The 25,909-nt window shown below is 61.3% G+C and carries 20 protein-coding genes and 1 tRNA gene; 11 read left to right on the top strand and 10 right to left on the bottom strand.

All coding sequences use genetic code 11. The features are described from left to right. Nucleotides 1-55: 55 nt before the first annotated feature. From RlegSU303_RS19580 to cpdR1, 4 genes are all read right to left on the bottom strand, one after another. Nucleotides 56-550, bottom strand: a complete 495-nt coding sequence (locus tag RlegSU303_RS19580) for a hypothetical protein (RefSeq protein ID WP_170269171.1) — start codon at nucleotides 548-550, stop codon at nucleotides 56-58. Between the two features lie 442 nt (nucleotides 551-992). Next, nucleotides 993-2,036, bottom strand: coding sequence for a porin (locus tag RlegSU303_RS19575; RefSeq protein WP_094087429.1), 1,044 nt, complete (start codon nucleotides 2,034-2,036; stop codon nucleotides 993-995). A 638-nt stretch (nucleotides 2,037-2,674) separates the two neighbouring features. Continuing rightward, a tRNA-Val gene (locus RlegSU303_RS19570) sits at nucleotides 2,675-2,749 on the bottom strand. A gap of 83 nt (nucleotides 2,750-2,832) precedes the next feature. Continuing rightward, nucleotides 2,833-3,195 carry a response regulator CpdR1 gene (gene cpdR1, locus RlegSU303_RS19565; protein WP_003542883.1) on the bottom strand — a complete coding sequence of 121 codons (363 nt, stop codon included), beginning with the start codon at nucleotides 3,193-3,195 and terminating at the stop codon, nucleotides 2,833-2,835. A 187-nt stretch (nucleotides 3,196-3,382) separates the two neighbouring features. Here cpdR1 and RlegSU303_RS19560 point away from each other — a divergent pair, with 187 nt between their 5' ends. Continuing rightward, nucleotides 3,383-4,264 (top strand): N-formylglutamate amidohydrolase, encoded by an 882-nt coding sequence (locus RlegSU303_RS19560; RefSeq protein WP_131621744.1) that lies wholly within the window; start codon nucleotides 3,383-3,385, stop codon nucleotides 4,262-4,264. A gap of 271 nt (nucleotides 4,265-4,535) precedes the next feature. Next, entirely contained in the window at nucleotides 4,536-5,309 is a 774-nt protein-coding gene (hisN, locus tag RlegSU303_RS19555) for a histidinol-phosphatase (protein WP_065281248.1), read from the top strand. 69 nt (nucleotides 5,310-5,378) lie between these two features. On the opposite strand, the gene RlegSU303_RS19550 is transcribed toward hisN, so the two are convergent. Continuing rightward, nucleotides 5,379-6,353, bottom strand: a complete 975-nt coding sequence (locus RlegSU303_RS19550; RefSeq protein ID WP_026158880.1) for an alpha/beta fold hydrolase — start codon at nucleotides 6,351-6,353, stop codon at nucleotides 5,379-5,381. Between the two features lie 403 nt (nucleotides 6,354-6,756). Here RlegSU303_RS19550 and RlegSU303_RS19545 point away from each other — a divergent pair, with 403 nt between their 5' ends. Continuing rightward, nucleotides 6,757-7,227, top strand: a complete 471-nt coding sequence (locus RlegSU303_RS19545; protein WP_003542878.1) for an Hsp20 family protein — start codon at nucleotides 6,757-6,759, stop codon at nucleotides 7,225-7,227. Nucleotides 7,228-7,288: 61 nt separating this feature from the next. On the opposite strand, the gene RlegSU303_RS19540 is transcribed toward RlegSU303_RS19545, so the two are convergent. Then, nucleotides 7,289-8,338, bottom strand: coding sequence for a bile acid:sodium symporter family protein (locus tag RlegSU303_RS19540; protein ID WP_131621746.1), 1,050 nt, complete (start codon nucleotides 8,336-8,338; stop codon nucleotides 7,289-7,291). A 45-nt stretch (nucleotides 8,339-8,383) separates the two neighbouring features. Between RlegSU303_RS19540 and RlegSU303_RS19535 the strand changes: the two genes are divergently transcribed. Beyond that, nucleotides 8,384-9,238, top strand: a complete 855-nt coding sequence (locus RlegSU303_RS19535) for a LysR substrate-binding domain-containing protein (RefSeq protein ID WP_131621748.1) — start codon at nucleotides 8,384-8,386, stop codon at nucleotides 9,236-9,238. Nucleotides 9,239-9,268: 30 nt separating this feature from the next. Here RlegSU303_RS19535 and RlegSU303_RS19530 read toward each other — a convergent pair whose 3' ends face one another. Then, complete coding sequence (locus RlegSU303_RS19530) at nucleotides 9,269-10,321, bottom strand: threonine aldolase family protein (protein WP_131621895.1); 1,053 nt, start codon at nucleotides 10,319-10,321, stop codon at nucleotides 9,269-9,271. Between the two features lie 538 nt (nucleotides 10,322-10,859). On the opposite strand from RlegSU303_RS19530, the gene gltB reads away from it, so the two are divergent. From gltB to RlegSU303_RS19500, 6 genes are all read left to right on the top strand, one after another. Beyond that, the gene (gene gltB, locus RlegSU303_RS19525; RefSeq protein ID WP_181018238.1) at nucleotides 10,860-15,584 is read left to right on the top strand and encodes a glutamate synthase large subunit; all 4,725 of its coding nucleotides are present in this window, start codon (nucleotides 10,860-10,862) and stop codon (nucleotides 15,582-15,584) included. Nucleotides 15,585-15,804: 220 nt separating this feature from the next. Further along, the gene (locus RlegSU303_RS19520; RefSeq protein WP_131644602.1) at nucleotides 15,805-17,259 is read left to right on the top strand and encodes a glutamate synthase subunit beta; all 1,455 of its coding nucleotides are present in this window, start codon (nucleotides 15,805-15,807) and stop codon (nucleotides 17,257-17,259) included. Nucleotides 17,260-17,519: 260 nt separating this feature from the next. Then, nucleotides 17,520-18,152, top strand: a complete 633-nt coding sequence (locus tag RlegSU303_RS19515) for a hypothetical protein (RefSeq protein ID WP_131644601.1) — start codon at nucleotides 17,520-17,522, stop codon at nucleotides 18,150-18,152. A gap of 201 nt (nucleotides 18,153-18,353) precedes the next feature. Beyond that, nucleotides 18,354-18,872 carry a DUF1579 domain-containing protein gene (locus RlegSU303_RS19510; RefSeq protein WP_231283289.1) on the top strand — a complete coding sequence of 173 codons (519 nt, stop codon included), beginning with the start codon at nucleotides 18,354-18,356 and terminating at the stop codon, nucleotides 18,870-18,872. Nucleotides 18,873-19,309: 437 nt separating this feature from the next. Beyond that, nucleotides 19,310-19,765 carry a ChbG/HpnK family deacetylase gene (locus tag RlegSU303_RS19505; protein WP_131718825.1) on the top strand — a complete coding sequence of 152 codons (456 nt, stop codon included), beginning with the start codon at nucleotides 19,310-19,312 and terminating at the stop codon, nucleotides 19,763-19,765. Between the two features lie 34 nt (nucleotides 19,766-19,799). After that, on the top strand, nucleotides 19,800-20,174 hold the full coding sequence (locus tag RlegSU303_RS19500) for a hypothetical protein (protein ID WP_165507515.1): 375 nt from the start codon (nucleotides 19,800-19,802) through the stop codon (nucleotides 20,172-20,174). Nucleotides 20,175-20,406: 232 nt separating this feature from the next. On the opposite strand, the gene RlegSU303_RS19495 is transcribed toward RlegSU303_RS19500, so the two are convergent. Continuing rightward, nucleotides 20,407-21,648: an SGNH/GDSL hydrolase family protein gene (locus tag RlegSU303_RS19495; RefSeq protein WP_205928050.1), complete on the bottom strand. Its 1,242-nt coding sequence runs from the start codon at nucleotides 21,646-21,648 to the stop codon at nucleotides 20,407-20,409. Nucleotides 21,649-21,807: 159 nt separating this feature from the next. Next, a complete protein-coding gene (locus tag RlegSU303_RS19490; RefSeq protein WP_062941549.1) occupies nucleotides 21,808-23,031 on the bottom strand; it encodes a lytic murein transglycosylase in 1,224 nt (407 codons plus the stop codon). Nucleotides 23,032-23,234: 203 nt separating this feature from the next. Between RlegSU303_RS19490 and galU the strand changes: the two genes are divergently transcribed. Continuing rightward, nucleotides 23,235-24,122, top strand: a complete 888-nt coding sequence (gene galU, locus RlegSU303_RS19485; protein WP_131629291.1) for a UTP--glucose-1-phosphate uridylyltransferase GalU — start codon at nucleotides 23,235-23,237, stop codon at nucleotides 24,120-24,122. 173 nt (nucleotides 24,123-24,295) lie between these two features. Here the strand turns inward: galU and RlegSU303_RS19480 are convergent, their stop codons facing one another. Continuing rightward, the gene (locus tag RlegSU303_RS19480; RefSeq protein ID WP_131644598.1) at nucleotides 24,296-25,837 is read right to left on the bottom strand and encodes an outer membrane beta-barrel protein; all 1,542 of its coding nucleotides are present in this window, start codon (nucleotides 25,835-25,837) and stop codon (nucleotides 24,296-24,298) included. Nucleotides 25,838-25,909 lie beyond the last annotated feature (72 nt).

Here is a 25,909-nt window from a genome sequence, read left to right as displayed (position 1 = left end):
TTTCACGCGAGTCCGGACGCAAAACCGCTGCGCACTTTTGCTGGAATTGCTCTGGCTACTTACCCTTCTTCACCAGCTTGCCGCCGGTGCGGAAGCTGCCGGTGAAGGAGGAGTCCTTGCTTTCGGCGGTGCATTCGATCGCGATCGGCTTGCCGGCATAGGGGTTGCCGAAGGTGCAGAAGCCGGCGACCTTGACCTCTCCGGTCATCTTGTTGCCGACACCCGTGGTGACGAGGCTGAGCGGCAGGCGGGCATTGCCGTTGGAGGCAGGCTTGATGCCGCTGCCGTCGCCCTGGAAGCCCAGCGCCTTGCCATCCGAGGTGAAGATGAAGGTCACCACGCCATTGGCCAGCGTGACGCTGGCAAGCTCGTTCTTGCAGCCCTTGGTGGCGTCGAACTTGGCGACGACCAGCTTGGCGCATTTGCCGGAAAGCGTAATGACGCCGGGCGCACCAGGAAAGGTCTCGGCGGGCGCGGGCGGCGCAGCGGAGGCCGGCAAGGCGAGGACGGCGGAAAAAAAGGCGGCAGCGGCAAGCGCGTATAACTTCATTTCGATCTCAAACCCCATGTCGCGGCGAGGCGAATCACTACCTCACCCTCGGTTCGCCATGGCATGGCTCTGTGTCCGAATTTGGCGCGCCGTTATTGCTGAGGTGAAAAAATTTTGTCGGCCGCGGGGCTCGCTCGACGATCGGCGGCAGATCAGTAAAAAAGCTGGTTGCGCTTGCTGGTTACAAGATCCGGCAACGACATAGACTGCCGGACATCGGCAACGAACCGATGTGACACGACAATGGCAAGGCACTCATCGAGGTGCCGTCTTGGACGCACGTCTGGTCAAGGGGAATGGGCCCAGGCAGGGAAGTCCAGGCCCATTCTTTCCCGATCGGAGGTCAGTCAGATCAGGAATTTGTAGCTGCCGGTCCAGAGCATGATGCCGAAAAGTGTGAACGGTTTTCGGATGACATCCTGTTTTAGCCGGCAGCCTTTTATCAGAACGCGCGCTGCAGGCGGAAGAAGCCCGAGGTAACGTCGCTAGCATTGTCCGGATCGAGGTACTGAACCGAAATCTTGGTGGAGAGGTTGTCGACGATCTGGTAATCAACCGTCAGACCGACCTTCCAGGCATCAACGTCGTCGTTGAACTCGCCAGCAGTGATGCCGTAGTTGTTGTAGTACTGAACAGCCGGGGTGATCTTCAGCTTGTCAGTCGCCTTGATGGCGTATTCAGCAGCGACCGCCCATTCAGCCTTGTTGTAGTAGGCGTTCGGGTTGCTTGCGTAGACAACTGCGAGGCCGAGCGTGCCCGGACCGACAGCAACCGTACCCATAGCGCGGACGGCGCCTTCTTCGTTGTCGGTGTCGTAACCGGCAGTGATCTGGTAGCTGAATGCACCAGCCTTGCCGCCGAGACCGACTGCAACGCCGACGTTGTTGGCGGTTTCGCCATTGTAGAACGGGCTGTCTTCCAGCTCGTCAACGCTGATGCCAGCGTAGAAGGCGTCGGTTTCGTACTGATAACGGATGGAGTTATGCAGCGTGACCGGAGAACCGATATCGTCCGTTTCGCCGGAGAGACCATCGTCCCACCAGCTGTAGAACAGACCAGCGCGGAAGCCGGCAATGTCGATGTAGGCCGAGTCGAGGATGGCCTTCTGAGCCGAAGCGTTGTCAGCATTGAACTGCATGACGATGACGCCGGTCAGCGGACCATATTCGGTGTCGCTCTTGGCCGTAAACTGAACCTGACCACGCGTACGGGCATCCCAGTCCGAGTCGTTGGCGACGGAACCGCCGCCGCCGGCGCCGATCGAGCTGGCGTTCGGAGCAACGTCAACCTGGAAACGGATATAACCGTTGATCTTGAGGCAGGTTTCGGTGCCCGGGATGTAGAAGTAGCCGGTGCCGTAGGCGTCGCAGACGCGAACGTATTCAACCGGTTCCGGCTCGGCAGCAACGATTGCGTCGGCAGCCTGAGCGCCGGATACTGCTGCAAGTGCTGCAGCGGAGCCGAGAAGAAGGCTCTTAATGTTCATGGAATAACCTCCAGTTCAGATGCAGAAGGATGAAGACCGTTGCCATCGGCAGTCCCTACGTATCTTCAACCCGTGTGAGCGAAGCGGCGCCTTTTGACCCGGTGCCTGCCTCGCCGCGGTAGTTACACAGCGGTATGTTGCGTCGCAATAACGATGTCGATCATGACAGCAGGGCGTGGCTGCTATGTTGCTGAAATAACACGATTTTTGTCATAAACTCGTCATCTATCCGTCACAAAACCGGCAGCTCTGGATGCTTGACCAACGAGGGGCTGAAACTTGAATACGCTAATGCAAGTGACGAGCGCGTGAGCATGTTCTCATATGCGATCGCGCCGTCGCTGCAATGCGCGCGAGCCGACCGCAATCCGTTAGCGACGACGATGTGGCAAGCAGATCTGGAGCTTTGGTGCTGCCCGGAACGGGCTTCGGACGCTCGACGCAATTTTACGGCAAGGATATAGTTGCATTAGGGATGGAAGCGGGACGCAGGGATGCATCCAAAATGTTGTTTCACCGAAACTCGGCATTTCGGGTACTTGCCGCACGCACTATGAGGACGGTGCAGATCGGAAAATCTAAAAAGCAAACGGCCTCTCGATTTTTCGAAAGGCCGTTTTCTTTTTAGTGAATTAGGATGGTGGGCGTGACAGGGATTGAACCTGTGACCCCTACGATGTCAACGTAGTGCTCTCCCGCTGAGCTACACGCCCATCCGATGGCGGCGCATAGATCACAAAACCTTCGGAGCCGTCAATAGGCTTTTTTCAGTTTTGTGACGCGCCGCCCGCAGGCCTTACGCGGCAAGCATCTTGTTGACCTCGTCGACGAGGTCGCGCAGGTGGAAAGGCTTGGAAAGGACCTTTGCATCCTTCGGCGCCTTCGAATCAGGGTTCAGCGCCACCGCGGCAAAACCGGTGATGAACATCACCTTCAGGTCGGGGTCGAGCTCGGTGGCGCGGCGCGCCAGCTCGATGCCGTCCATCTCGGGCATGACGATATCGGTCAGCAGCAGGGAAAACGGCTCCTCGCGCAGCCGGTCATAGGCGCTAGCGCCATTGTCGTAGGAAAGGACCTTGTAGCCGGCCTTTTCGAGCGCTTTCACCAGGAAGCGGCGCATGTCATTGTCGTCTTCGGCGAGAAGTATCTTCTGAGTCATCAATCCAGACCGCGATCCATAGGTTTTTGGTGGGCTGCCAGCCGTTTACACTAGTCTCGCTCCGGTAAACAACCGGTGAATTGCCTGTGCGTGACCGCCATCCCTTCTACATAGTATGGACTTGCGGCCGGGCAACTGGCAACATACGCGAAGCAGTCAGTTCATGACATGGTAAAGAGGGCCGAAAGTGCCGGAAATACGCGAATACGAGCTTTTTGAGGTCCATGAGCCCGTGTCGCAGACCATTCCCTTCGTCTACAACTCCCCCCATAGCGGCCGCATTTATCCACCGGAATTTATCGCTCAGTCCAGGCTGGAAGGCATCGCCATCCGCCGTTCCGAGGATCATTACGTCGACGAGCTCTTCAGCTCGGCCGTCGCACTCGGTGCGCCGCTTTTGGCGGCCAACTTCCCGCGCGCCTATCTCGACGTCAATCGCGAACCCTACGAACTCGATCCGCGGATGTTCGACGGGTTGCTGCCGCCCTATGCCAACGTCAATTCGCTCAGGGTCGCCGGCGGGCTCGGCACCATTCCGCGCATCGTCGCCGAGAACATGGAGATCTATGCGCGGCGCCTGCCGGTGCAGGAGGGGCTCGACCGCGTCGAAGCGGTCTACAAACCCTATCATGCGGCGCTCCGCCGGCTGATCGCGCGAACGCATGTGCAATTCGGCTTCGGCGTGCTGATCGACTGCCACTCGATGCCCGGCAATGTGCGCGTTGCCGGCAGCACTGCACGACCTGATTTCATCATCGGTGATCGCTACGGCACCAGCGCTTCGGCCGAACTTTCGCGCGCGGCCATCGCTATCCTCGAGGAAATGGGTTTTGCGGCGATCCGCAACAAGCCCTATGCCGGCGGCTTCATTACCGAACATTACGGCCGGCCCTCGCGCGGACTGCATGCGCTGCAGATCGAGGTGAACCGGGCGATCTATGTCGATGAGCTGACGCTGGAGAAACGCGACGATTTCGCCGCGGTGGCCGATGCCGTCGCGGACTTCATGCAGCAGATGGCGGACTATGTCGAGAAATTCGCCGGCGAGCGGGCGCTGGCCGCCGAATAGATCCGTTTTTCGATTTTGCTGACGTGTGGCCTTCCCCGGCCAAAAAAAACCGCGCTTGTGAGCGCGGCTAAGTCTAGGGAGGAAACACCCAAGGAGGGTATTTACAGTCAGAAGACTGTAGGAAGACACTACTATTGCATTGCACAAATGTCAAGCAATTTATTGCGCTGCGATATCTTTGTGCAACTAAACTCAATTTGCCTGCTGCGTTTGCATTCCCGTTGCTTTTCGCTATGAAAAGCGCCACTCCCGCCAGCCAAACGGATCCAACATGTTTCCTGACCGTTCGTTCTTCAATCGCCTGGCGGAGGCTGCCCGAGCCGAAACGCTGCCGCGCTTCCGCTCCGGCCTCGATGTCACGAACAAGCTTTCTTCCGGTTTCGATCCGGTGACGGAGGGCGACCGGGCGGCCGAACTCGCCATCCGGGCGCTGATCGAAGAGAATTTCCCCGACCACGGCATTCTCGGCGAGGAACATGGCGATGTCGGGCTCGACCGCGAATATGTCTGGGTGATTGATCCGATCGACGGCACCCGCGCCTTCATCTCCGGCGTGCCGGTGTGGGGAACGCTGATCGGCCTGCAGAAAGCGGGCCGGGCGATCATGGGCATGATCGAGCAACCCTTTACCGGCGAGCGCTATTTCGCCGACCAGAACGGCTCGATCTATACCGGGCCGGAGGGCGAGCGACGGCTGGCGACGCGCCAGTGCGACACGCTTTCGAACGCTATCCTGTTCACCACCTCACCGCATCTCTTTGCCGGCGAGGAAATGGAGAAATACCGCGAAATCGAGAGCCAGGTGCGGCTCTTCCGCTATGGCTGCGACTGCTATGCCTATGCGCTGCTTGCCGCCGGCCATATCGATCTGGTCGTCGAAAACAGCCTGAAGCCCTATGACGTCGGCGGCATCATTCCCGTCATCGAGGGGGCGGGCGGCATCATCACCACCTGGGACGGCGGACGGCCGGAAAACGGCGGCTCGATCATCGCCGCCGGCAGCCAGGCGGTCTACGAACAGGCAATCGCCATCCTGCAACGCTGATCCCAGGGTCAGCAGCGCTGATCCCTCGGTCAGCAACGCTGATCCCCCGGTCGGCAAAGCCGATCCGGCTCACGTGCCGAGGGCGGCGACGTCCTGGTTTTCTTCGGCATCGCTGCCGGGAATGAAGGCGTGGAAGGCGGCAAGGGCGGCAGCGCGATAGATATCGCGCTCCTGGAAGATCTCGTGACGGGCACCGTTGATCGGCACCAGCTGGCCGGCGCGGAAGTAACGCGAGAGCCGCTCCTGCGCCGTGTAGGGCACGACACCGTCACGCGTCGGGGCGATGACGATGGTCGGGATGGTGATCGAGAAGAGATGGTAGGGTGAGGTGACCCGGTCCATCGTGCGGAAAGCCTCGATCAGCCAGCGGGCCGTCGGCGGCCCGAGCGTCAATTCCGGATGAGCCTTCATCATTGCAACATTGCGCTCGAAGCGGTGTTCGTCCGAGGTCAGCGGGTTGTCGCTGAAGTTCGGCTCCTTCAGTTTCGATGTGAGCGGCAGAAAGCCGAGGCCGACGGCGGTCAGCGTGCCGGCGAGCGCGCGGATGACGCGGGGCGAGGCCGCCTGGCCGGTCAGGCCGATGAAGGGCGCCGACAGCACCATGCGATCGATACGGGTGGTGAGATAGGGGGCGGCCGAGAGTGCGATCAGGCCGCCTGTGGAATGCGCGAGCAGATAGAAGGGCAGGCGGGTATCCGGCAGCACTACCTTTTCGAGGAAGGTGTCGAGATCACGCTCGTAATCGGCGAAGCGGCGGATGTGGCCGTGGTTGCGGCGCTTCATGAGTCGTGACGAACGGCCCTGGCCGCGCAGGTCGAAGGTCGCGACCCAGAGGCCTTTGGCCGTCAGGTCGCGGATCGTCTCGAAATATTTCTCGATATATTCGTTGCGGCCGTGCAGGATGACGACGGTGCCCTTGGCAATCTGGCCACTCGAGCGGAAGACGGCGTAACGCAGTTGGTGGCCGTCATGGGTTTCGAAGAACCCCTCCGTGCGGTTTTCCGGGGCGGGATTATCGGGCGTCGAATAGAGAACCTGATCCATGACTTTGCCAATGCGCCGCTGCTGACTGCTTCGCATCAGGGATAGCGCATGGCATCCGGCTTGGAAAGCGGTGGGGAAAAGGGCCGGCAGGAGCATGAGGGTGCTCGCGGCCGGCCGAAGTTGAGGCTGAAGAAGAAGGGACGATGCACTTCAGCCATCGGGACCAGATTCACCCGACGCCTAAATTCCTAGGCGAATGCGCCTGAACGTGCTCCGAACCGGTCGTTCATGCGGGGTTCACGGGCCGATCAAGGCGATTGCAAAAGGTCTTGAACTCCTCGAATCCCATCACCATTTCCTTTCTGCGGGTGCCGAACAGGGCCTGCGCAACCGTCCCAAGGCCGCCAATGATGGGGTCTCAGGGGCATTTCATCGCAACACGTCGCTTCCACAGGAGGACATCATGCGTCACGTAGACTTCTCTCCCCTTTATCGTTCGACCGTCGGTTTCGACCGGCTCTTCACCATGCTCGACAGCCTTGCCCAGCCGGAGCAGGCGCAGACCTATCCGCCCTATAATATCGAGCGCACCGGTGAAAACACCTATCGCATCACCATGGCCGTTGCGGGTTTCGACGAGACCGAACTTTCGATCGAAGCCCATGCCCATGTGCTGTCGGTGAAGGGTGAAAAGAACGAGGAACCTGCCGAAAGCGGCGAATTCCTCTATCGAGGCATTGCCAAGCGCGCCTTCGAGCGCCGCTTCCAGCTTGCCGACCATGTCGAGGTCACGGCCGCTTCGCTGAAGAACGGCCTGCTGCACATCGATCTTCTGCGCAATATTCCCGAGGCTATGAAGCCCCGCAAGATCGCGATTGCCGCAGAACCGGTCGAGGCTCCGAAGGCCATCGAAGCGCAGATCATCAACGGCTGATTGATCCCCCTTACGGGTAAAACGGACGGCGCTCCTATGGGGCGCCGTTTTTTATTTCGGCTCAGGCCGGGCTGGTTGCCTCGTCGATTTCCTTGTCCGTTGCGCGGCGGGCGGCGGCGGCGGCGTATTTCTGGGCAATGACGGCGCAGACCATCAGCTGGATCTGATGGAACAGCATCAGCGGCAGCACGATCGCGCCGATCGACTGGCCGGCGAAGATGACGTTCGCCATCGGCACGCCGCTTGCGAGGCTCTTCTTCGAGCCGCAGAAGGTGATGGTGATCTGGTCGGCCTTGTTGAAGCCCAGCCACCGGCTGCCGAACATCGTCAGCACCAGAACAACTGCCAGCAGAACCATGTCGGCGACGATGACGACGGCGATATCGGCGATCGAGAAGGTGTGCCACAGGCCCTCGACGACAGCCGTGCTGAAGGCGAGATAGACGACCATCAGGATCGAGCCGCGGTCGACAGGCATCAGGATCTTCTTCTTGGCGCGGATCCAGTCGCCGATCCAGGGCTGCAGAACCTGGCCGATGATGAAGGGGGCAAGCAGCTGCAGCAGGATCTGTTCCAATGCGTCGAAGGAGAAGCCGCCATGGCCGCCGACGGAAAACAGCAGGCCGACGAGCAGCGGCGTCAGGAACATGCCGAAGATGTTGGATGCCGAGGCCGAGCAGATGGCGGCGGGCACGTTGCCGCCCGCCATCGAGGTAAAGGCGATCGACGACTGCACCGTCGACGGCAGCACGCAGAGGAAGAGGATGCCGAGATAAAGCGGCTGCGGCAGGATCGTGTCGGGGATCAGCCCGAGCGCCATGCCGAGTAGCGGGAAGATGCCGAAGGTCGTCAGCAGGATGACGATATGCAGGCGCCAGTGCAGCAGGCCTGATATGACGACGTCGCGCGACAGGCGGGCGCCGTGCAGGAAAAACAGCAGCGCGATAGCAAGGTCGGTGGCGATGCCGAAATAGTCCGCAAACGTGCCACGCGCCGGCAGCAACGAGGCAAGGATGACGGTGCAGACGAGCAGGATGGTGAATGTATCGGGCAGAAAGCGGCGCATGGCGGTCTCGCGGCTTGATAAAACAGTCATTGTTATGTCATCCATTATGATCCAGGATGCAAGGAATAACAGTTATCGAGAAGCTGGATCATGTTGGACCTTTCGCAATTGCGCAGTTTCGTCGCCGTCGAACAGATGGGCAGTTTCACGCTCGCCGCAGAAAGGCTGGGTCTCGGGCAGTCGACGGTCAGCCAGCACATCCAGCGGCTGGAGGCAGCACTCGGGCGCAGGCTGCTGGCGCGCGACACGCATAAGGTGATGCTGACCGGTGATGGCGAGGCGCTGCTGTCGCATGCGCGCGCCATGCTTTCGATCGAGGGGCAGGTGCAGTCGTTGTTTAAGAACAACAGCCTGCGCGGCAGCCTGCGGCTCGGCGTGTCGGAGGATTTCGTCACCAGCCAGCTGCCGGCGGTGCTTGAGGATTTCGTTCGTTCGCACCCGTCCGTCGACCTCGAACTGACAGTGGCGCTGTCTGGCGTTCTTTACGAAATGCAGGATAATGGCGAAATCGATCTGGTGCTCGCCAAGCGCCGGCTCGGCGATGCGCGCGGAAAGCTCGTCTATCGCGAGCCGCTCGTCTGGCTGGCGCGCGATCCTGAGCGTGTGCTTGCCTCTGGCCCTTTGCCGCTGATCGCCTTTCCGCCGCCGAGCGTCACACGGGTGATCGCGCTGGAAGCGCTCGGGCGAAACGGCGTACCCTGGCGGATCGTCTGCACCTGCGGCAGCCTGAGCGGCCTGACGGCGGCGGCGCGGGCCGGGATGGGCGTGCTGGTGCAGCCGCGCAGCATGGCGCCGTCCGGCCTGAAGGAGATCGCTGCGGGAAAACTTCCGGTGCTGGAGGACGTGGAATTCGTGCTGGTGCCGCGTAAGGGCGCCGACCAAGCACTGGTTTCAGCACTGTCGGAGGATATTCTGCAAAAGGTGAGGGGACTGAGGTCGGCGTGAATCCTTGCCCGTCACCTTTCCGGCAGGCGATCAGGCGGCCAGGCACTTCAGGAAACCATCCACGTCCGCTTCGGTGGTCGCGAAGCTGGTGACGAGGCGGATCAGGGTTTCGCTTTCGGAAACGAGCTCGGGCGTTGCCGCCGGGACCGGCCATTCGTAAAATTTCGCGCCCTTTTCCTCCGCGATTTTTGCGGCACTTTTGCTGACGACGGCAAAGACCTCGTTGGACGCGGTCGGCCAGGCGAGGCGGGCGGAGTTGCTGGTGGCGATGCCGGCGCGCAGCCTGTCGGCCATGCCGTTCGAATGGCGGGCAAGATCGAGCCAGAGACCGTTTTCGAAATAGGCATCGAACTGGGCGGCAATGAAACGCGACTTGGAGAAGAGCTGGGCGGCGCGCTTGCGGATAAAGGGCATTTCCCGGGCTTGATCCGGATTGAAGAAGACAATCGCTTCGGCACACCAGCAGCCGTTCTTGGTGCCGCCGAAGGACAGCATGTCGACGCCGCGCTTCCAGGTCATTTCGGCCGGGGTGGCGCCGAGTGCGACCAGGGCGTTGGCAAAGCGGGCGCCGTCCATGTGGAGCGGCAGATTGCGCTTCCTTGATATGGCGGCGATCTCGCCGATCTCCGGCAGGGAATAGACGGTGCCGATCTCGGTCGCCTGGGTAATGGTCACCGCGCTGGCACGGCCGTGATGGACGGCGTCCTCGGGAAAACTTGCGATCTTCGCCGAAAGCTTTTCCGGGTCGATCTTGCCGGCTTCGCCGTCAACGGCAACGAGGCGGGCCGAGCCGGAGAAAAATTCCGGCGCGCCGCATTCATCCTCGATCACATGGGCCTCCGAGTGGCAGAAGGTGATGCCGCCGGGGCGCTGGACGCTTGCCAGCGACAGGGAGTTGGCGGCCGTGCCGGTGGCGACGAAGAAGATCGAAACCTCACGCTCGAAGATCTCGGAAAAACGGGCCTCGACCTTCCTGTCGAGATCGCCGGCCCCATAGGCCGCGGCAAAGCCGGTCGATTCCGTCAGCAGACGTTCGGCAATGGATTTGTGGGCACCGGCCCAGTTATCGGAAGCAAAGAACATGGGGAAACCGTGGGAAAGGAAGGGGTTGGCAAAGTCCGCAGCGGACATTACGCCAAAGCTTCACAGGATCAAGGTTGTCGCCCGCGACACATCACAGAAATTGAACTACGCAATCAATAAACAAAATAGTACTGCTTGACGTAATTTTATTTCGTCATCACCGCTACACAGGCAATCTTCCGTCGCAAATTGACGTTTTTTAGCCGAGCGCTCTTGCAGAGCCGAATGCTTTCTGGCATAGAACTGATGAATTAGGACAGTGTTGCTGTCCTATTTTGGCCTTTATGACCGAAGAGGCGCCGAAAGCCCTGGAACAGACCGGCTTTCACGCTATAGTTCTTCCGAGCGTCAAGCTTCAAGGGGCGGCGCGCGGAGGCGAATGGCAGGCGCGGAACGCGACGGTTTGCTTTCCTTCAAAGCAGGTGTCTGCGGCCGATCTTCACAATGCAACAGCGCTGTCATGCGCCGAACCTATCTTCGGGTTGCGGCGCGGGACGAAAAGCCGCCCGCGGCCCCGCGGGCTTCGACAGGAGGAAAGATGATGACGAAGACGCCATCCGTGGAAGTTGACCGGTTAGCTGCTGCTGAGCTGCGCGCGACGGCCAATATCTCCAAATCCGCCTCCGGCCTGCCGAAGAAACAGGGACTCTACGATCCGCGCAACGAGCATGATGCCTGCGGCGTCGGCTTCGTCGCCCATATGAAGGGTGAGAAGTCGCACCAGATCGTCAAGGATGGCCTGTTCATCCTCGAGAACCTGACGCATCGCGGCGCCGTCGGCGCCGATCCGCTGATGGGTGACGGCGCCGGCATCCTGGTGCAGATCCCCGACCGTTTCTTCCGCGAGGAGATGGCCGAGCAGGGCATCACCCTGCCGCCGGTCGGCGAGTATGGCGTCGGCCATATCTTCATGCCGCGCGATGAAAAGCAGATCGAGCATTTCAAGAAGGTGATCAAGGACGTCATCACCGAGGAAGGCCAGGTCTTCATCGGCTTTCGCGACGTGCCGGTCGACAATTCCTCGCTCTCCAAGGCGCCGGCCATTGCCGCAACCGAGCCGCATCATGTACAGGTCTTCATCGGCGCCGGCGAGGATGCCGAAAACAACGACGAGTTCGAGCGCCGGCTGTTCACGCTGCGCAAGGTGATCTCCAACCGTATCTATGACGAGTTCGACGGCGAGGAGAGCAATTTCTATCCAGTGTCGCTGTCGTCGGCGACGGTGGTCTATAAGGGCATGTTCCTGGCCTATCAGGTCGGCGTCTATTACAAGGACCTGTCGGATCCGCGTTTCGAAAGCGCGGTCGCCTTGGTACACCAGCGCTTCTCGACCAACACCTTCCCGTCATGGAAGCTCGCGCATCCCTACCGCATGGTCGCCCATAACGGCGAGATCAACACGTTGCGCGGCAACGTCAACTGGATGGCGGCCCGCCAGGCGTCGGTCTCCTCGCCGCTGTTCGGTGAGGACATCTCCAAGCTCTGGCCGATCTCCTACGAGGGGCAGTCGGACACGGCCTGCTTCGACAACGCGCTCGAATTCCTGGTGCGCGGCGGTTATTCGATGGCGCATGCGGTAATGATGCTGATCCCGGAAGCCTGGGCCGGCAACCAGTCGATGGCCGCCGAACGCAAGGCCTTCTACGAATATCATGCGGCGCTGATGGAGCCCTGGGACGGGCCAGCTGCCGTTGCCTTCACCGACGGCAAGCAGATCGGCGCGACGCTCGACCGCAACGGCCTGCGTCCGGCGCGCTACCTCGTCACCGATGACGACCGCGTCATCATGGCGTCCGAAGCCGGCGTGCTGCCGGTTCCGGAGGAGAAGATCATCCAGAAGTGGCGCCTGCAGCCGGGCAAGATGCTGCTGATCGATATGGAAGAAGGCCGCATCATCTCCGACGACGAGGTGAAGTCGCAGTTGGCGACGGCGCATCCCTATCGCAGCTGGCTCAACCGCACCCAGCTCATCCTTGAAGACCTGAAGCCGGTGGAGCCGCGGGCGCTGCGCCGCGACGTGTCGCTGCTCGACCGCCAGCAGGCCTTCGGCTACACGCTCGAGGATACACGCATCCTGATGTCGCCGATGGCGACGACGGGCCAGGAAGCGATCGGCTCGATGGGCACGGATACGCCGATCTCGGCGATGTCGGAAAAGCCGAAGCTGCTCTACACCTATTTCAAGCAGAACTTCGCGCAGGTGACCAACCCGCCGATCGACCCGATCCGCGAGGAACTGGTCATGAGCCTGGTTTCCTTCATCGGGCCGCGGCCGAACATTCTCGACCATGAGGGGGCGGCGAACGCCAAGCGGCTCGAGGTTCGTCAGCCGATCCTGACCAATGGCGATCTCGAGAAGATCCGCTCGATCGGCCACACGGAAGACCGTTTCGACACCAAGACGCTCGATTTCACCTATGATATCGAGCGTGGCGCCGAAGGCATGCCCGAGATGCTCGACCGGCTCTGCGAGCGCGCGGAAGCGGCCGTCAAGGGCGGCTATAACATCATCGTGCTCTCCGACCGCCAGATCGGGCCGGACCGGATCGCCATTCCCGCGCTGCTCGCCACAGCTGCCGTGCATCACCATCTGATCCGCAAGGGGCTGCGCACCTCGGTCGGTCTCGTCGTCGAGACCGGAGAGCCGCGCGAAGTCCATCATTTCTGCCTGCTCGCCGGCTATGGCGCCGAGGCGATCAACCCCTATCTCGCCTTCGACACGCTGCTCGACATGCATGCCAAGGGCGAATTCCCGAAGGAAGTGGATGCCTCCGAAATCGTCTACCGCTACATCAAGGCGGTCGGCAAAGGCATCCTCAAGGTCATGTCGAAGATGGGCATCTCGACCTACCAGTCCTATTGCGGCGCGCAGATCTTCGATGCGATCGGCCTGCAGTCGGAATTGATCGACAAGTATTTCTTCGGCACCGCGACGATGATCGAAGGCGTTGGCCTCGAAGCGATCGCCGCAGAAACCGTCGCCCGCCATAATGCGGCCTTCGGCACGGATCCGCTTCTTGCCACGACACTCGACATCGGCGGCGAATATGCCTACCGCATGCGCGGCGAAAGCCATGCCTGGACGCCGGATGCGGTTGCCGCCCTTCAGCATGCCGTGCGCGGCAATGCCGAGGACCGCTACCGCGAATTCGCCGATATGGTGAACAATTCGGCGCTGCGCATGAACACGATCCGCGGTCTCTTCAAGATGAAGAGCGCCGAGGCGCTCGGCCGTACGCCGGTATCGATCGACGAGGTCGAGCCGGCGGCCGATATCGTCAAGCGTTTCTCGACGGGGGCGATGTCCTTCGGCTCGATTTCCAGGGAGGCGCATACGACGCTGGCGATCGCCATGAACCGGATCGGCGGCAAGTCGAACACCGGCGAGGGCGGCGAAGAATCCGACCGCTACATACCGCTGGCCAATGGTTCGATGAACCCGGAACGTTCGGCGATCAAGCAGATCGCCTCGGGCCGCTTCGGCGTCACCACCGAATATCTCGTCAATGCCGACGTGTTGCAGATCAAGGTGGCGCAAGGCGCCAAGCCTGGCGAAGGCGGCCAGCTGCCGGGTCACAAGGTTGACGCGACTGTTGCCAAGACCCGCCATTCGACACCGGGCGTCGGCCTGATTTCGCCGCCGCCGCACCACGACATCTATTCGATCGAAGATCTGGCGCAGCTGATCTACGATCTGAAGAACGTCAACCCGACTGCCGATGTTTCGGTCAAGCTCGTCTCGGAAGTCGGCGTCGGCACGGTTGCCGCCGGTGTCGCCAAGGCGCGCGCGGACCATATCACCGTCGCCGGCTTCGACGGCGGCACGGGTGCGTCGCCGCTGACCTCGCTCAAACATGCCGGCAGCCCTTGGGAAATCGGCCTTGCCGAGACCCAGCAGACGCTGGTGCTGAACGGCTTGCGTTCGCGCGTCGCCCTGCAGGTGGACGGCGGCCTGAAGACCGGCCGCGACGTTATCATCGGGGCGCTGCTTGGAGCCGACGAGTTCGGCTTTGCTACCGCGCCGCTGATTGCCGCCGGCTGCATCATGATGCGCAAGTGCCATCTCAACACCTGTCCGGTGGGTGTGGCGACCCAGGATCCGGTGCTGCGCAAGCGTTTCAAGGGCGCGCCGGAGCACGTCATCAACTATTTCTTCTTCGTCGCCAACGAAGTGCGCGAAATCCTCGCCTCGCTCGGCTTCACCCGGCTTGACCAGATCATCGGCGCCTCGGAGCTGCTGGAGAAGGATGAGATGCTGAACCACTGGAAGGCGAAGGGCCTCGACTTCAGCCGTATCTTCCACAAGGTCGACGCTCCCAAGGAAGAGACATTCTGGACGAGCCGGCAGAAGCACCCGATCGACGACATTCTCGACCGCGTGCTGATCGAACAGGCGCAGCCGGCACTGACGGCCAAGACACCCGTCGCCTTCGAGGTCGGCATCAAGAACGTCGACCGTTCGGTGGGCGCTATGCTTTCCGGCGAGGTCGCCAAGCGTTATCGCCATCGCGGTCTGAAGGAGGACACGATCAATGTGACGCTTCGCGGCACGGCGGGACAGAGCTTCGGCGCCTTCCTGGCACGCGGCGTCACCTTCAACCTGATCGGCGACGGCAACGACTATGTCGGCAAGGGGCTTTCTGGCGGCAAGATCATCATCCGGCCGCCGGAGAATTCGAGGATCGTGGCCGAGGACTCGATCATCGTCGGTAACACCGTGCTCTATGGTGCGACCGAGGGCGAATGCTATTTCCGCGGCGTGGCGGGCGAACGTTTCGCCGTGCGCAATTCGGGGGCGATCGCCATCGTCGAGGGTGTCGGCGACCATGGCTGCGAATACATGACCGGTGGCGTCGTCGTCGTGCTCGGTGCCACGGGCCGCAACTTCGCGGCCGGCATGTCCGGCGGTGTCGCCTACGTGCTCGATGAAACCGGTGATTTCGCCAGCCGCTGCAACATGGCGATGGTCGAGCTCGAGCCGGTGCCCGAGGAGGACGACATGCTGGAGAAGCTGCATCATCACGGCGGTGATCTCATGCACAAGGGACGCGTCGACGTCTCTGGCGACATGACGCGCCATGACGAGGAGCGCCTTTACCAGCTGATCTCCAACCATCTGCATTATACGGGCTCGGCCCGCGCCACTGAGATCCTCGACAACTGGGCCGATTATCGCCCGAAATTCCGCAAGGTCATGCCGGTCGAATACCGGCGTGCGCTCGAGGAAATGGAGCGCAGCCGGATGGGCATCGCCGCGGAATGAATTGCACCGGACATCCGTCACCTGACGACTGCAGGTGACGGGTGACGAAAATATCTCGATGACCCGTGACGACCGACGGCGAAAGCTGTTCAGATCGCCGGATGTCTTTCAGGGGATATGGTCCAATGACGGTCAAGACAAGCAACTTGCCCCGGGTACCGGGACTGACGATAGACAGATTGGCTGCGGTGAGGCGGTCATGAGGGTAAGGGACGAAAATATGGGTAAGGTAACAGGGTTTCTGGAAATCGACCGGCAGGTGGCAAAGTACCAGCCGGCGTCGGATCGTATCCGTCATTTCCGCGAGTTCACGATCCCGATGTCGGACCCGGAAGTGCAGAAACAGGCCGCGCGCTGCATGGACTGTGGCATCCCTTATTGCCACGGCCCGACCGGCTGCCCGGTTCACAACCAGATTCCCGATTGGAACGACCTCGTCTACAACAACAACTGGGAAGCGGCGATCCAGAACCTGCATTCGACCAACAACTTCCCTGAGTTCACCGGTCGCGTCTGCCCGGCGCCTTGCGAGGAAGCTTGCACGTTGAACCTCGAGGATGCGCCGGTCGCCATCAAGACGGTCGAGCAGGCGATCGCCGACAAGGCTTATGAACTCGGCTTCATCCGGCCGCAGCCGGCAACGGTCCATACCGGCAAGAAGGTCGCCGTCATCGGCTCCGGCCCCGCCGGCATGGCGGCCGCCCAGCAGCTCGGCCGCGCCGGCCACGAGGTGCATCTCTATGAGCGCGAGACCAAGCCGGGCGGACTGCTGCGGTACGGCATTCCCGACTTCAAAATGGAGAAGAACTTCATCGACCGTCGCGTCGAGCAGATGAAGGGTGAGGGCGTCACCTTCCATTGCGGCGTCAATATCGGCGTCGACGTCAAGGTCGAGCAGTTGCTCGCCGATCACGACGCCGTGCTTTACTGCGGCGGCTCCGAGACGCCGCGCGAGGCAGGCATTCCGGGCACCGACCTTGCGGGCGTGCATGATGCGATGCCCTATCTGGTGCAGCAGAACCGCCGCGTCGGGCGCGAGAACATCGACAGCGTCGGCTGGCCGTCGGACCCGATCCTTGCCGGCGCCAAACATATCGTCGTCGTCGGCGGCGGGGATACGGCTTCGGACTGCGTCGGCACGGCCTTCCGCCAGGGCGCCGTCAGGGTCACCCAGCTCGACATCCGGCCACAGCCGCCGGAGAAGGAAGACAAGCTTGCCGTCTGGCCCTTCTGGGCGACGAAGATGCGCACCTCCTCCTCGCAGGCCGAGGGCGCCGTGCGTGAATTCCAGGTGGCCACTCTTGAATTCGTCGGCGAAGACGGTGTGCTGACCGGCGTCAAGTGCTGCGAGGTCGACGAGCGCCGGCGGCCGGTTCCAGGCACGGAATTCGTCATCCGGGCCGATCTCGCCTTCATCGCCATCGGTTTCCGCGGCCCGTTCACCGGCAGCGTGCTGAAGGAACTCGAGGGCAAGCTGACGCTCAACACCGATAAGCGCGGCTCGACCAACGTCGTCGCCAACGACCGCGACTATAAGACTTCGATCGACAAATTCTGGACGGCGGGTGACGTGCGCCGCGGTCAATCGCTGGTGGTCTGGGCGATCCGTGAAGGCCGCCAGGCAGCGCGCGCCATCGACGAGGAATTGATGGGCTCGACCGTCCTGCCGAACTGACCATCGGCCGCACGGACCTCCGAAGACACGAACTCCGCCCCTCCGGCGGAGTTTTGGTGCGCTGCGCTGTAGTGCGACCGCTTGACGCGGAGGCTCTGCGCCGCAAGCCCCAAGCAATGCCGGGAAGCGAGATTTTCCGCCGGACGCGGGCTCAGAAGGAGCCGCTGCGACCGAAGCGGAGGTGCCTTGCCGTTTTGGCCACAGCACATTTCACTATCGGTCGCGACGCAAGGCCGCGAATGATCGACAAGGATTTTCAAATGGTTTCTGCACTTGACAGCACGCGGCTGGTTTCGGCCCAATATGCCCTGAAAAGCCTTCGTGGCTCCGACGACAGCGCGCAGGATACGCAGACTTCGTCGGCCGCCAGCATTCTGAGCAGCTACGGGCTCGATCCGAGCTCTTCCTCGCTTCTTTCCAACCAGGCCCTTTCCGGGCTGCTCGACAGGCTTTCGGCCCAAAGCGACACGTCGGACGAATCCGACACGACGGGTGACGGCGCCGAGGTCACCAGTGCGTCGTTCATGTCGATGCTGAAGCAGCAGCTGCAGGATGCGGCGGCGGCTGAAGGCGAGAGCGGCAAGGCCCACGACATGCTGGCCGCCCTCGAAGCGGGCACGCTCACCATCACCGATCCGACACAGGGCGTATCGATAACCGCCTGGGATGTCGACGATCCCGATGAGGCGGACACTGAGAGCAAGGCTGGCAAGGATATCGATGTCAGCGGCTGGAGCGACTTTCTCGACGCACATCTGGAGCGCGGCGCCGATGGCGCCTTCGTCAAGGAAAATGGCAGCTATGTCGACCAGACAAACGATAGCAACGCTTTCTTCGGCCTGATCGGCTCGAAATATTATTATCTGAGCTGGCCGCAGGCGACGGCGAAGTAAATACGAACGAAGCGAAAGGCAGCCTAGGTCGGTCGCGCGGAACGGATCTTCGGTTTGCGCGTTTGCGGGCTTAGAGAAGTCGGCGTGGCCGAGGAGGTCCCTCGGGTCCTCTACAACGCGCGCCGCGATCCGAAATGCACTCCGCGCAATAGGCACGATGTCCGGTGCTTGCGTGAAGTCGTCCCAAAAGAGGGTACATGCATGCGCGCGTTCTCTATTTCGGATGGAAAACTTGCAATTGCAGCGAGCGAGACCTCGTCCAAAAATGATTTCGATTATTTGGTTGGTAACTGGAAGATCAAGAATCGTACATTGAAAGAACACCTGACCGGCAGCGACGAATGGGAGGAATTTGACGCGACCCAGGAATTCCGCCTGGTATTGCTGGGCTTAGGCAATGTGGATATTTTCCACACGGAGCTTGATGGAAAGCCATTCGAAGGCCTCACGGTGCGATTGTTCGATCCGCAGACGCGCCTATGGACGATCTACTGGGCCGACAGCAACGCGGTGAAACTCGACGGCGGAAAGGTCGGTTCGTTCGATGGCGACATCGGTGAATTCTTCGGTCGTGAAGTTGTTGGCGGCAAAGACGTTATCGTGAAATTCCACTGGGATAAGCGTAACTCGAAAGCCCCGATTTATAGCCGGGCGTTCTCCGCTGATGCAGGCCAGACGTGGGAGTGGAATTGGTACTCGAACTTTTCACCACGTGATTGACTGAGCTGGTTGACATACGCACGCCGCCGACGTTCCAGAGTCCGTTGGGCCGTGTTGAGCCGCCGGTGCGTTAGCGCTTGTGCGTTTGTGGCCTCTCCAGCCAACCTGCGCTCGCTATCATCGTAGCGCTATAGCGTGGACATCGTGCTCATCATCGTCAGGCGTCATTTGCCACCGATTGCGCGATATTCTGCGAGATAGCTGCCTAAACCGCCGATCACCGCACGAAAATACCCGTTACTTCAGTATGCCTTTAGGCACCCAATAGCCGCCGTAGCCCCTTTGACTTGCAAACCGGCGCCAGCAGGTGCAAAATCACGCGTGGAGCGAAAAAGGGACGTCGCAGAAGCGTCCTGGAATCCGGCGTTACGGTGCCGGTCCCCCGAACTCAATGAAGCTGCCGCATGTCGCGGCGGCCGTGAGAAAGGGTGACCAGAATGTCCTCGCAATCCATTTCCCGTTTCGTTGTCGTTCACGAAGACGACGTCGGAGTCAGCCACGGCGCCAACACCGCTTTCCTCGAGCTCACTCGCCTGGGGCTCTGCACCGCCGGCTCGGTGATGGTGCCGTGCCCGTGGTTTCCGGAAATTGCTGCCATTGCCCGCGACAATCCGGAGCTCGATCTCGATCTCGGCGTGCACCTGACCCTCAACTCGGACATGAAGCCCTATCGCTGGCGTCCGGTGACCGGTGTTTCGGACAAGGGCCTCACCGATCCGGACGGCTATTTCTGGGCCGAGGTAACCGACGTGCGCAGCAACGCCGATCCGGCGGCGGTGGAGCGCGAGCTGCGCGCCCAGATCGACGCCGCGCTTGCTGCGGGCATTGATGTGACCCACCTCGATTGCCACATGGGTACGGCGATGATGCCCGAGTTCGTTAACAATCTATGAGCGGCTGGGTGCCGACTACCGCCTGCCGATCCTCATGATGAAGGACTACATGACGTTCTCCGTCATGGACTATGTGGGGCCAGTGACGACTACGGAATTCGACGCAGCATCGGTGAGGGCGCGGCAGCGCGGGAATCCGATTGTCGACTTGCAGCTGGAAACGCCCTGGGAGTGGCCGCAAGGCATCGAGGCGGCCTACCGCGACCTGTTCTCGCGCGTGCCCGAAGGCGTGAGCTGGCTTGCCCTGCATTTCAATGCATCCGGCGAGATCGAGCTCATGGCGAGCGATGCGGCGTTCCGGACGGGAGAATATGAGTTTTTCCGCAGCGGAAGGGCCGCAGAGCTGATGGCCGAATTCGGCATCGTGCCGATCGGCGTGCGGGATTGGCGGGACCGGATGCGGGGATAGGAGACGCCCATTGCCCAACCGATGCGGAAACGATCCATCGACATTTCATGGTCCTTTTTTGAGGTGATGGAAAGCCCGGCTGGGCCGGCTGCTGGTGTGGCTTCACATACAAAAAAGCCTCGCTGGCGCCGTTGGTCCTCGCGGCTGCGCCCGCGTAGACGCGTCATCTTCGCCGTGACTGTCCGAAAACCGCGGACACTTTTCGGTATCATGCTCTAAATTAGCGGCCTTTTCATTTGACCGAGACTTCGGCCGGCGCCTTGACCACAGGCAGGCGGTAATCATCGACGCGGCCGGGAGGCGCCGGCGTCATTTCGCCCTGTTCGACCAGGAGGTCCCGCGGCGATCTCGTCAAGGCCATGGGCGGCGGCCTGGCGCCGAGAAGTTCGGCGCCGCCGTCGAGATTGGGATCGGAGAGACTGATCGGCACGGTATGTTCGACCGGATTGGCGGGAAGGCCGAGACCGGGCAGATTGCTGGAGTCGAGGCGGACCAGATCGGGGCTTGCCTGCGTGCCGAGAAGACGCCGCGCCGGTTTTTCCACGTAAAAGGCAAGCTTGCGCCGGCCGGCCTGGGTCAGGTTGATGCCGTCGGAGGTGCGCAGGCGCACCTGCTGGCCGTTCACATCCGAACCGGTGACGACGAAGGTGCCGTTTTCATCGACGAAACCGTCCCAGATATCGACGAATTCGCCGCCGACGCTTTCGACCTGGTTGCGGTAGAGCTGGTTCATCTGCACGGCATCGGCCGTCATCTGATCGGATTCGAAGGCGGGAAGGCCGACCCAGAGCAGCGGGATCTTGCGGTCGGTGACCTCCTTGCCGAAGGAAAGCACGCGGCGGCGATATTCGCTGAACCAGCCATCGGTGCGGAATTTTTCCTTGGCGGTGTCGGTCACCATCTGCTGGCGGTCGTTGGCGCCGATCATGACGACGACCATTGCCGGCTTCAGCTCGTCGATCATCTTCGGCAGTTGTTCCGGCCAGTCGTAATAATCGTCGCGGACAAGGCCTGAGGAGACGTTGCCGCGGGCTTCGATGACGACACCCGGCGAGGTCTCGAAGGCGGCGGTGAGGCCGTCGCCGAGGCCGCTGGCCAGGAAATCGCCGACGATCAGGATCTTTCGGGCGTCGCCGAGCTTCTGTACGGCCGGCTCCTCCTCCTGTACGGGAGCGCGGACCGGCGGTGCAGTGCGGGTATTGACGATGGCTTTCTGCGCCGGCGGGCGTTTGCGCTGCTGGCGTCTCGGCTGCTGCACGTCAGGGGCCTGCGGGCCGTCGTCGAGATAGCGCCGGCCAAGGAAGAAATCGAAGATCGACCGGCGCTGATAGCGCTGCTCCTGGGCTTCGGCGACATGCACCGGCGCAGACACGCCAAGGCACAGCGAAGCCGCCGCCAAGGCGAACACGAGCCAACGGATTTTACGGGTCCGATCAGTTTTCTTCGTCATGGGCAGTTCCGCATCTGCCGGCATCTTGCACGCAGGGCAGGCCAGCGTCCACTCCCACTAATATCTAGGTCGCGGTTCTGCCGCTTCCAATGCGGGTTCGCCAAAACCCTGCGGCAGGACGGGGCGACCTGCATGAGACAAAGACTTGAAGCGCCCTGCATGATTCCCGAACCGACGCGAACTCTAGCGGCGCAGGGCGTTCAGAAGCGGTAGCGAGGGCTCGCCGTCCGGCTGCATGCCGATGCGCGACTGCACGGCCGATATCGCCGCCTTCGAACCCGAGCCGAAATTGCCGTCGACCTCGCCATTGTAATAGCCGAGCGTCTTCAGACGGGTCTGCAGCTCGAATTTCTCGGTGATGTCGAGTGCGCCGTTCGGGCGGGGCCAACGCTGCTGCATGCCGCCGTAGCCTGCGATCTGGTCGGCCAGCAGGCCGACAGCAAGCGCGTAGCTGTCCGAGGCATTATAGTTCTTGATGGTGAAGAAGTTGGCGGTCATCAGGAAGCCCGGGCCGCCGGCTCCGGCCGGCATCTTCAATACGGCTTTGGTGCCGCTCTCGCGGAAGGCCTTGCCATTCGGGCGTGTCAGGCCGAGTGCCGCCCATTGGGCCAGTGTATGGGTCTTGCCAGCCTGCTTGGCGACTGCGGCGGGAACGACGACCTCGTAGCCCCAGGTCTTGCCGGTGTCCCAGCCGTTCTTCATCAAGAGATTGGCCGAGGTCGCCAGCGCGTCGGGGATCGAGTTCCAGATGTCGCGATGGCCGTTGCCGTCGGCATCGATGGCATAAAGCAGGTAACTTGTCGGAATGAACTGGGTGTGGCCCATGGCGCCGGCCCAGGAGCCGGTCATCTCGCGTGCCGGCACATCGCCATTCTGCAGGATCTTCAGCGCGGCGACCAGCTGTTTCTTGGCGAATTTGGCACGGCTGGGATCGGCATAGGCAAGCGTTGCCAGGGCGCGCGGCACGTAATGCAGTCGGTCGTCCTTGTCGAGAACCGCGCCGTAATTCGATTCCATCGACCAGATAGCCAGCAGTATGGTCTTGTCGACGCCGAAGCGCTGCTCGATCGCAGCGAGCGTTCTTGCGTGCTTGGCGGCCATCTCGCGGCCGATCTTGACCGTATAGGGATTGACGCGACTATCGACATAGTCCCAGATCTTCGAGGTGAATTCCGGCTGGTAGGCCGCCTTTTCGAGCACGGTCGGATCGGGCTCGCTCACCCCGGAAAAGGCCTTTTGATAGGTTGCCTTACTGATGCCACTCTGAGCGGCAGTTTGGTAAAAATCCGCGATCCATTTCTGGAACCGGGAATCAGCTTTCGCGTTGTCGGGGACCAGTCCTACCTGGGCTGCGACAATGAGCGCGAGAGCAAGACCACGAAGGGAGTTTTTGTGATTCTGGGTCATCGACAGTCGTATCCCACATCTTCAGTTTCAGGCGTAGCAGGGCGTCATGTCCGCCCAGACCCGAGACTACAGGAACGGAGTCAACAAAATCTTTACCATGACCGTCCGCTGAGGTCACCAGTTGCAAAACAGTTGCAATTCTATACTAGTCAGACGTGAACGGCTTTATTTAAAAGGCGATATAGTCAAAGCAGGAGGCCTGTGTGGCGCATCACAATAAAGTTCGTAAGGCAGTTTTCCCGGTAGCAGGGTTGGGGACGCGGTTCCTGCCGGCAACAAAGGCTGTTCCGAAGGAAATGTTGACCGTGGTCGACAAGCCGATCATTCAATATGTCGTCGATGAGGCGATCGAAGCCGGGATCGAGCATCTGGTTTTCGTCACCGGGCGCAACAAGCACGTCATCGAAGATTATTTCGACATTCATTTCGAACTCGAGCAGACGCTCAAGGAGCGCGCCAAGAAGGCGGAAATCACGCTCCTGCAGCAGCAGCTTCCCAAGGCAGGTACGGTGAGCTTTACCCGCCAGCAGGAACCGCTCGGCCTCGGCCACGCCGTATGGTGCGCCCGCGAGATCGTCGGCGACGAGCCCTTCGCTCTGCTGCTGCCCGATATGATCATGAAGGGCGAAAAGGGCTGCATGAAGGGCATGATCGACCTTTACGGCCAGAGCGGCGGCAATATCATCGCCGTCGAGGAATGCGCGCCCGACCAGGCGCATAAATACGGCATCGTCGGCGTCGGCGAAGCGATCGGCGACGGATTCCGCATTACCGGCATGGTGGAAAAGCCCGCCAAGGGCACGGCGCCTTCCAACTTCTTCATCAACGGCCGCTATATCCTGCAGCCGGAGATCTTCAAGATCCTCGAAACCCAGGAGCGCGGCGCCGGCAACGAGATCCAGCTCACCGACGGCATGCTGAAGCTGCTGAAGGAACAGGATTTCGCCGGTTACCACTTCCGCGGCGCGACTTACGACTGCGGCGCCAAGGACGGCTTCATCCTGGCGAACGTCGCCTTCGCCCTCGAACGCGCCGATATCCGCCCCTCCGTCGAAGGCGGTTTCAGGGAACTGCTTGCCGGCCTGAAATAAGTCGCAGATTCAATGTGATAGAGCGCCGCGTGTCCTAACGGATACGCGGCGCTCTATTTTGGTCGACATGCATTAGAGCGTGCGTCCTTTCGGACGCACCAAGGACGCTCCAACACTTTCGAATCTACGCATCGTGCTTTCCGAAAATCGATTCCGATTTTCGGGCCGATGCGCTAGCGTTTCAGCTTGAGACCAACGCCGGCTCGCCATTGCTGCGAGTCGCTGCCTTCCTTGCGCGTCGTCAGCTCGTAGCCGAGCGTGCTGGTCAGATCGAGATAGCGGTTGATGTTCCAGGTCAGGCCGGTCGCGGCGGTATAGACGAGCTCGTCGTTGATGGTGCTGTCCGTGGGATAATCGCGCCATATGACCCCGCCGATCATCGTCCCGACCAGGTTGTCGCGCAGCTGGTGGGTGACGGTCGTCGTCAGCGCGTGCGAGACGTAGCCGCTTTCGCCTGCCGTGGTCGAGGGTTGGATGCTCGTCTGCAGGTCGAGATTGACATCGGTGCCGCGGATCGGCGACCAGAGCAGGCTCGCATCAAGCGTGGCGGTATCGATCGAGGACAGGCGGCTGTCTTCGAAATCCGCCATCTCGTAGCCGACACCGACTTCACCCTTCAGCTTTTCGCCGAGATCGACCTCGACGCCTGCCTTGGCGCCATAGCTATGGCCGGAACGCTCGTAACCGGCAGAATCGCGTGTTTCATCATAGACCGAACGACCGATCGTCGCCTCGATGAAGGGGATGAGCGCGGGAGACAGCTCGTAGCCGACGCGGCCGCGCAGCGTGCCCGTCGTCTGGTTACGGTCGCTGAGAGCGACGGTGGTGCCGTTCGCAAGCTTGGCATCCGAATAGATCGAGCGGGTCAGTGCCAGTGCCGTCGTGCCGCGCAGGATGCCGAAATCGCGTTGGACGGAGGCGCCTGCCGAAAATTCCTGAACGTCCGACTGCTGCGCGGCGTCGGCGATGGCGTCGGGATCGTCCGTATCCTCGCGATAGAAATTATAACCGGCGGTGAGGTGCGCGACAGTCTCGTCGGCAAGATCCAGCCTGAGATCGCCGTCGACTTTAAAGGAAGGCTGCTCCTCGCCCTCGCCGCTGATATTCCTCTGCCAGGCGCCTTCCGAGGTCACGGTGAGCTGGTGCCGACCCCAGTCGGACGTCAGTGTCGCTGCCGCATCCGTTTCGAGGAAGGCGCGCCGCTGCCTGGTATTGCCGTCCTTGGTGGTCTCGGTGTTGATGCTCTGGGTGACGCTCGGACGGAGCACAAAAGTGCCGATCGGAATTCCTGGCGTTTCCTCTGTCGAGGCGCTCTCGGCAGCCCTGCGGCGCGGCAGCGTCTCGTCGATCGGCGCCTCGCGGGTGTTCAGCCGGCGTATGTCCTCGTCGAGGATGGAGCCGGTAATGTCGTCGCCGGCCTGTGCATCCGGTATGGCGGGCCGCTGCTGGGCATCGTCCGCGGTCGCAGTCGTGCCGTTTGCCTCAGGAGTGGTGGTATCGCCGGTCTCGTCATCGAAACCGGTGGCGGATGTGGCATTGTTGGTGGCGCGGTAATCCTGAGAGGCGGCGGAGCGGCTGTTTGCCGGCTGTGTCGAGGCGGATTGCGCGAAGGCTGCCGTCTGGCTGAGAAGCATGCTACCAAGCACGGCAAAAGAGACGGCACGGCTCATGGCGCGGAGCGGCGTCACACTGCTCGTCTGTTTTGGCTGGCCCATGCAATTCGCGCCTGACATGCTTTCGGTTCTTACCCAAAGGTAAAGCCTTGTGGTTAACCATTCGTTGCCGGC

The organism is Rhizobium sp. SU303, from assembly GCF_021052345.1.
In the GTDB taxonomy this organism is placed as follows: Bacteria; Pseudomonadota; Alphaproteobacteria; order Rhizobiales; family Rhizobiaceae; genus Rhizobium; species Rhizobium laguerreae.
The sequence above is the reverse complement of the archived record's forward strand: the minus strand, read 5'-3'. Positions and strand labels throughout refer to the sequence as shown.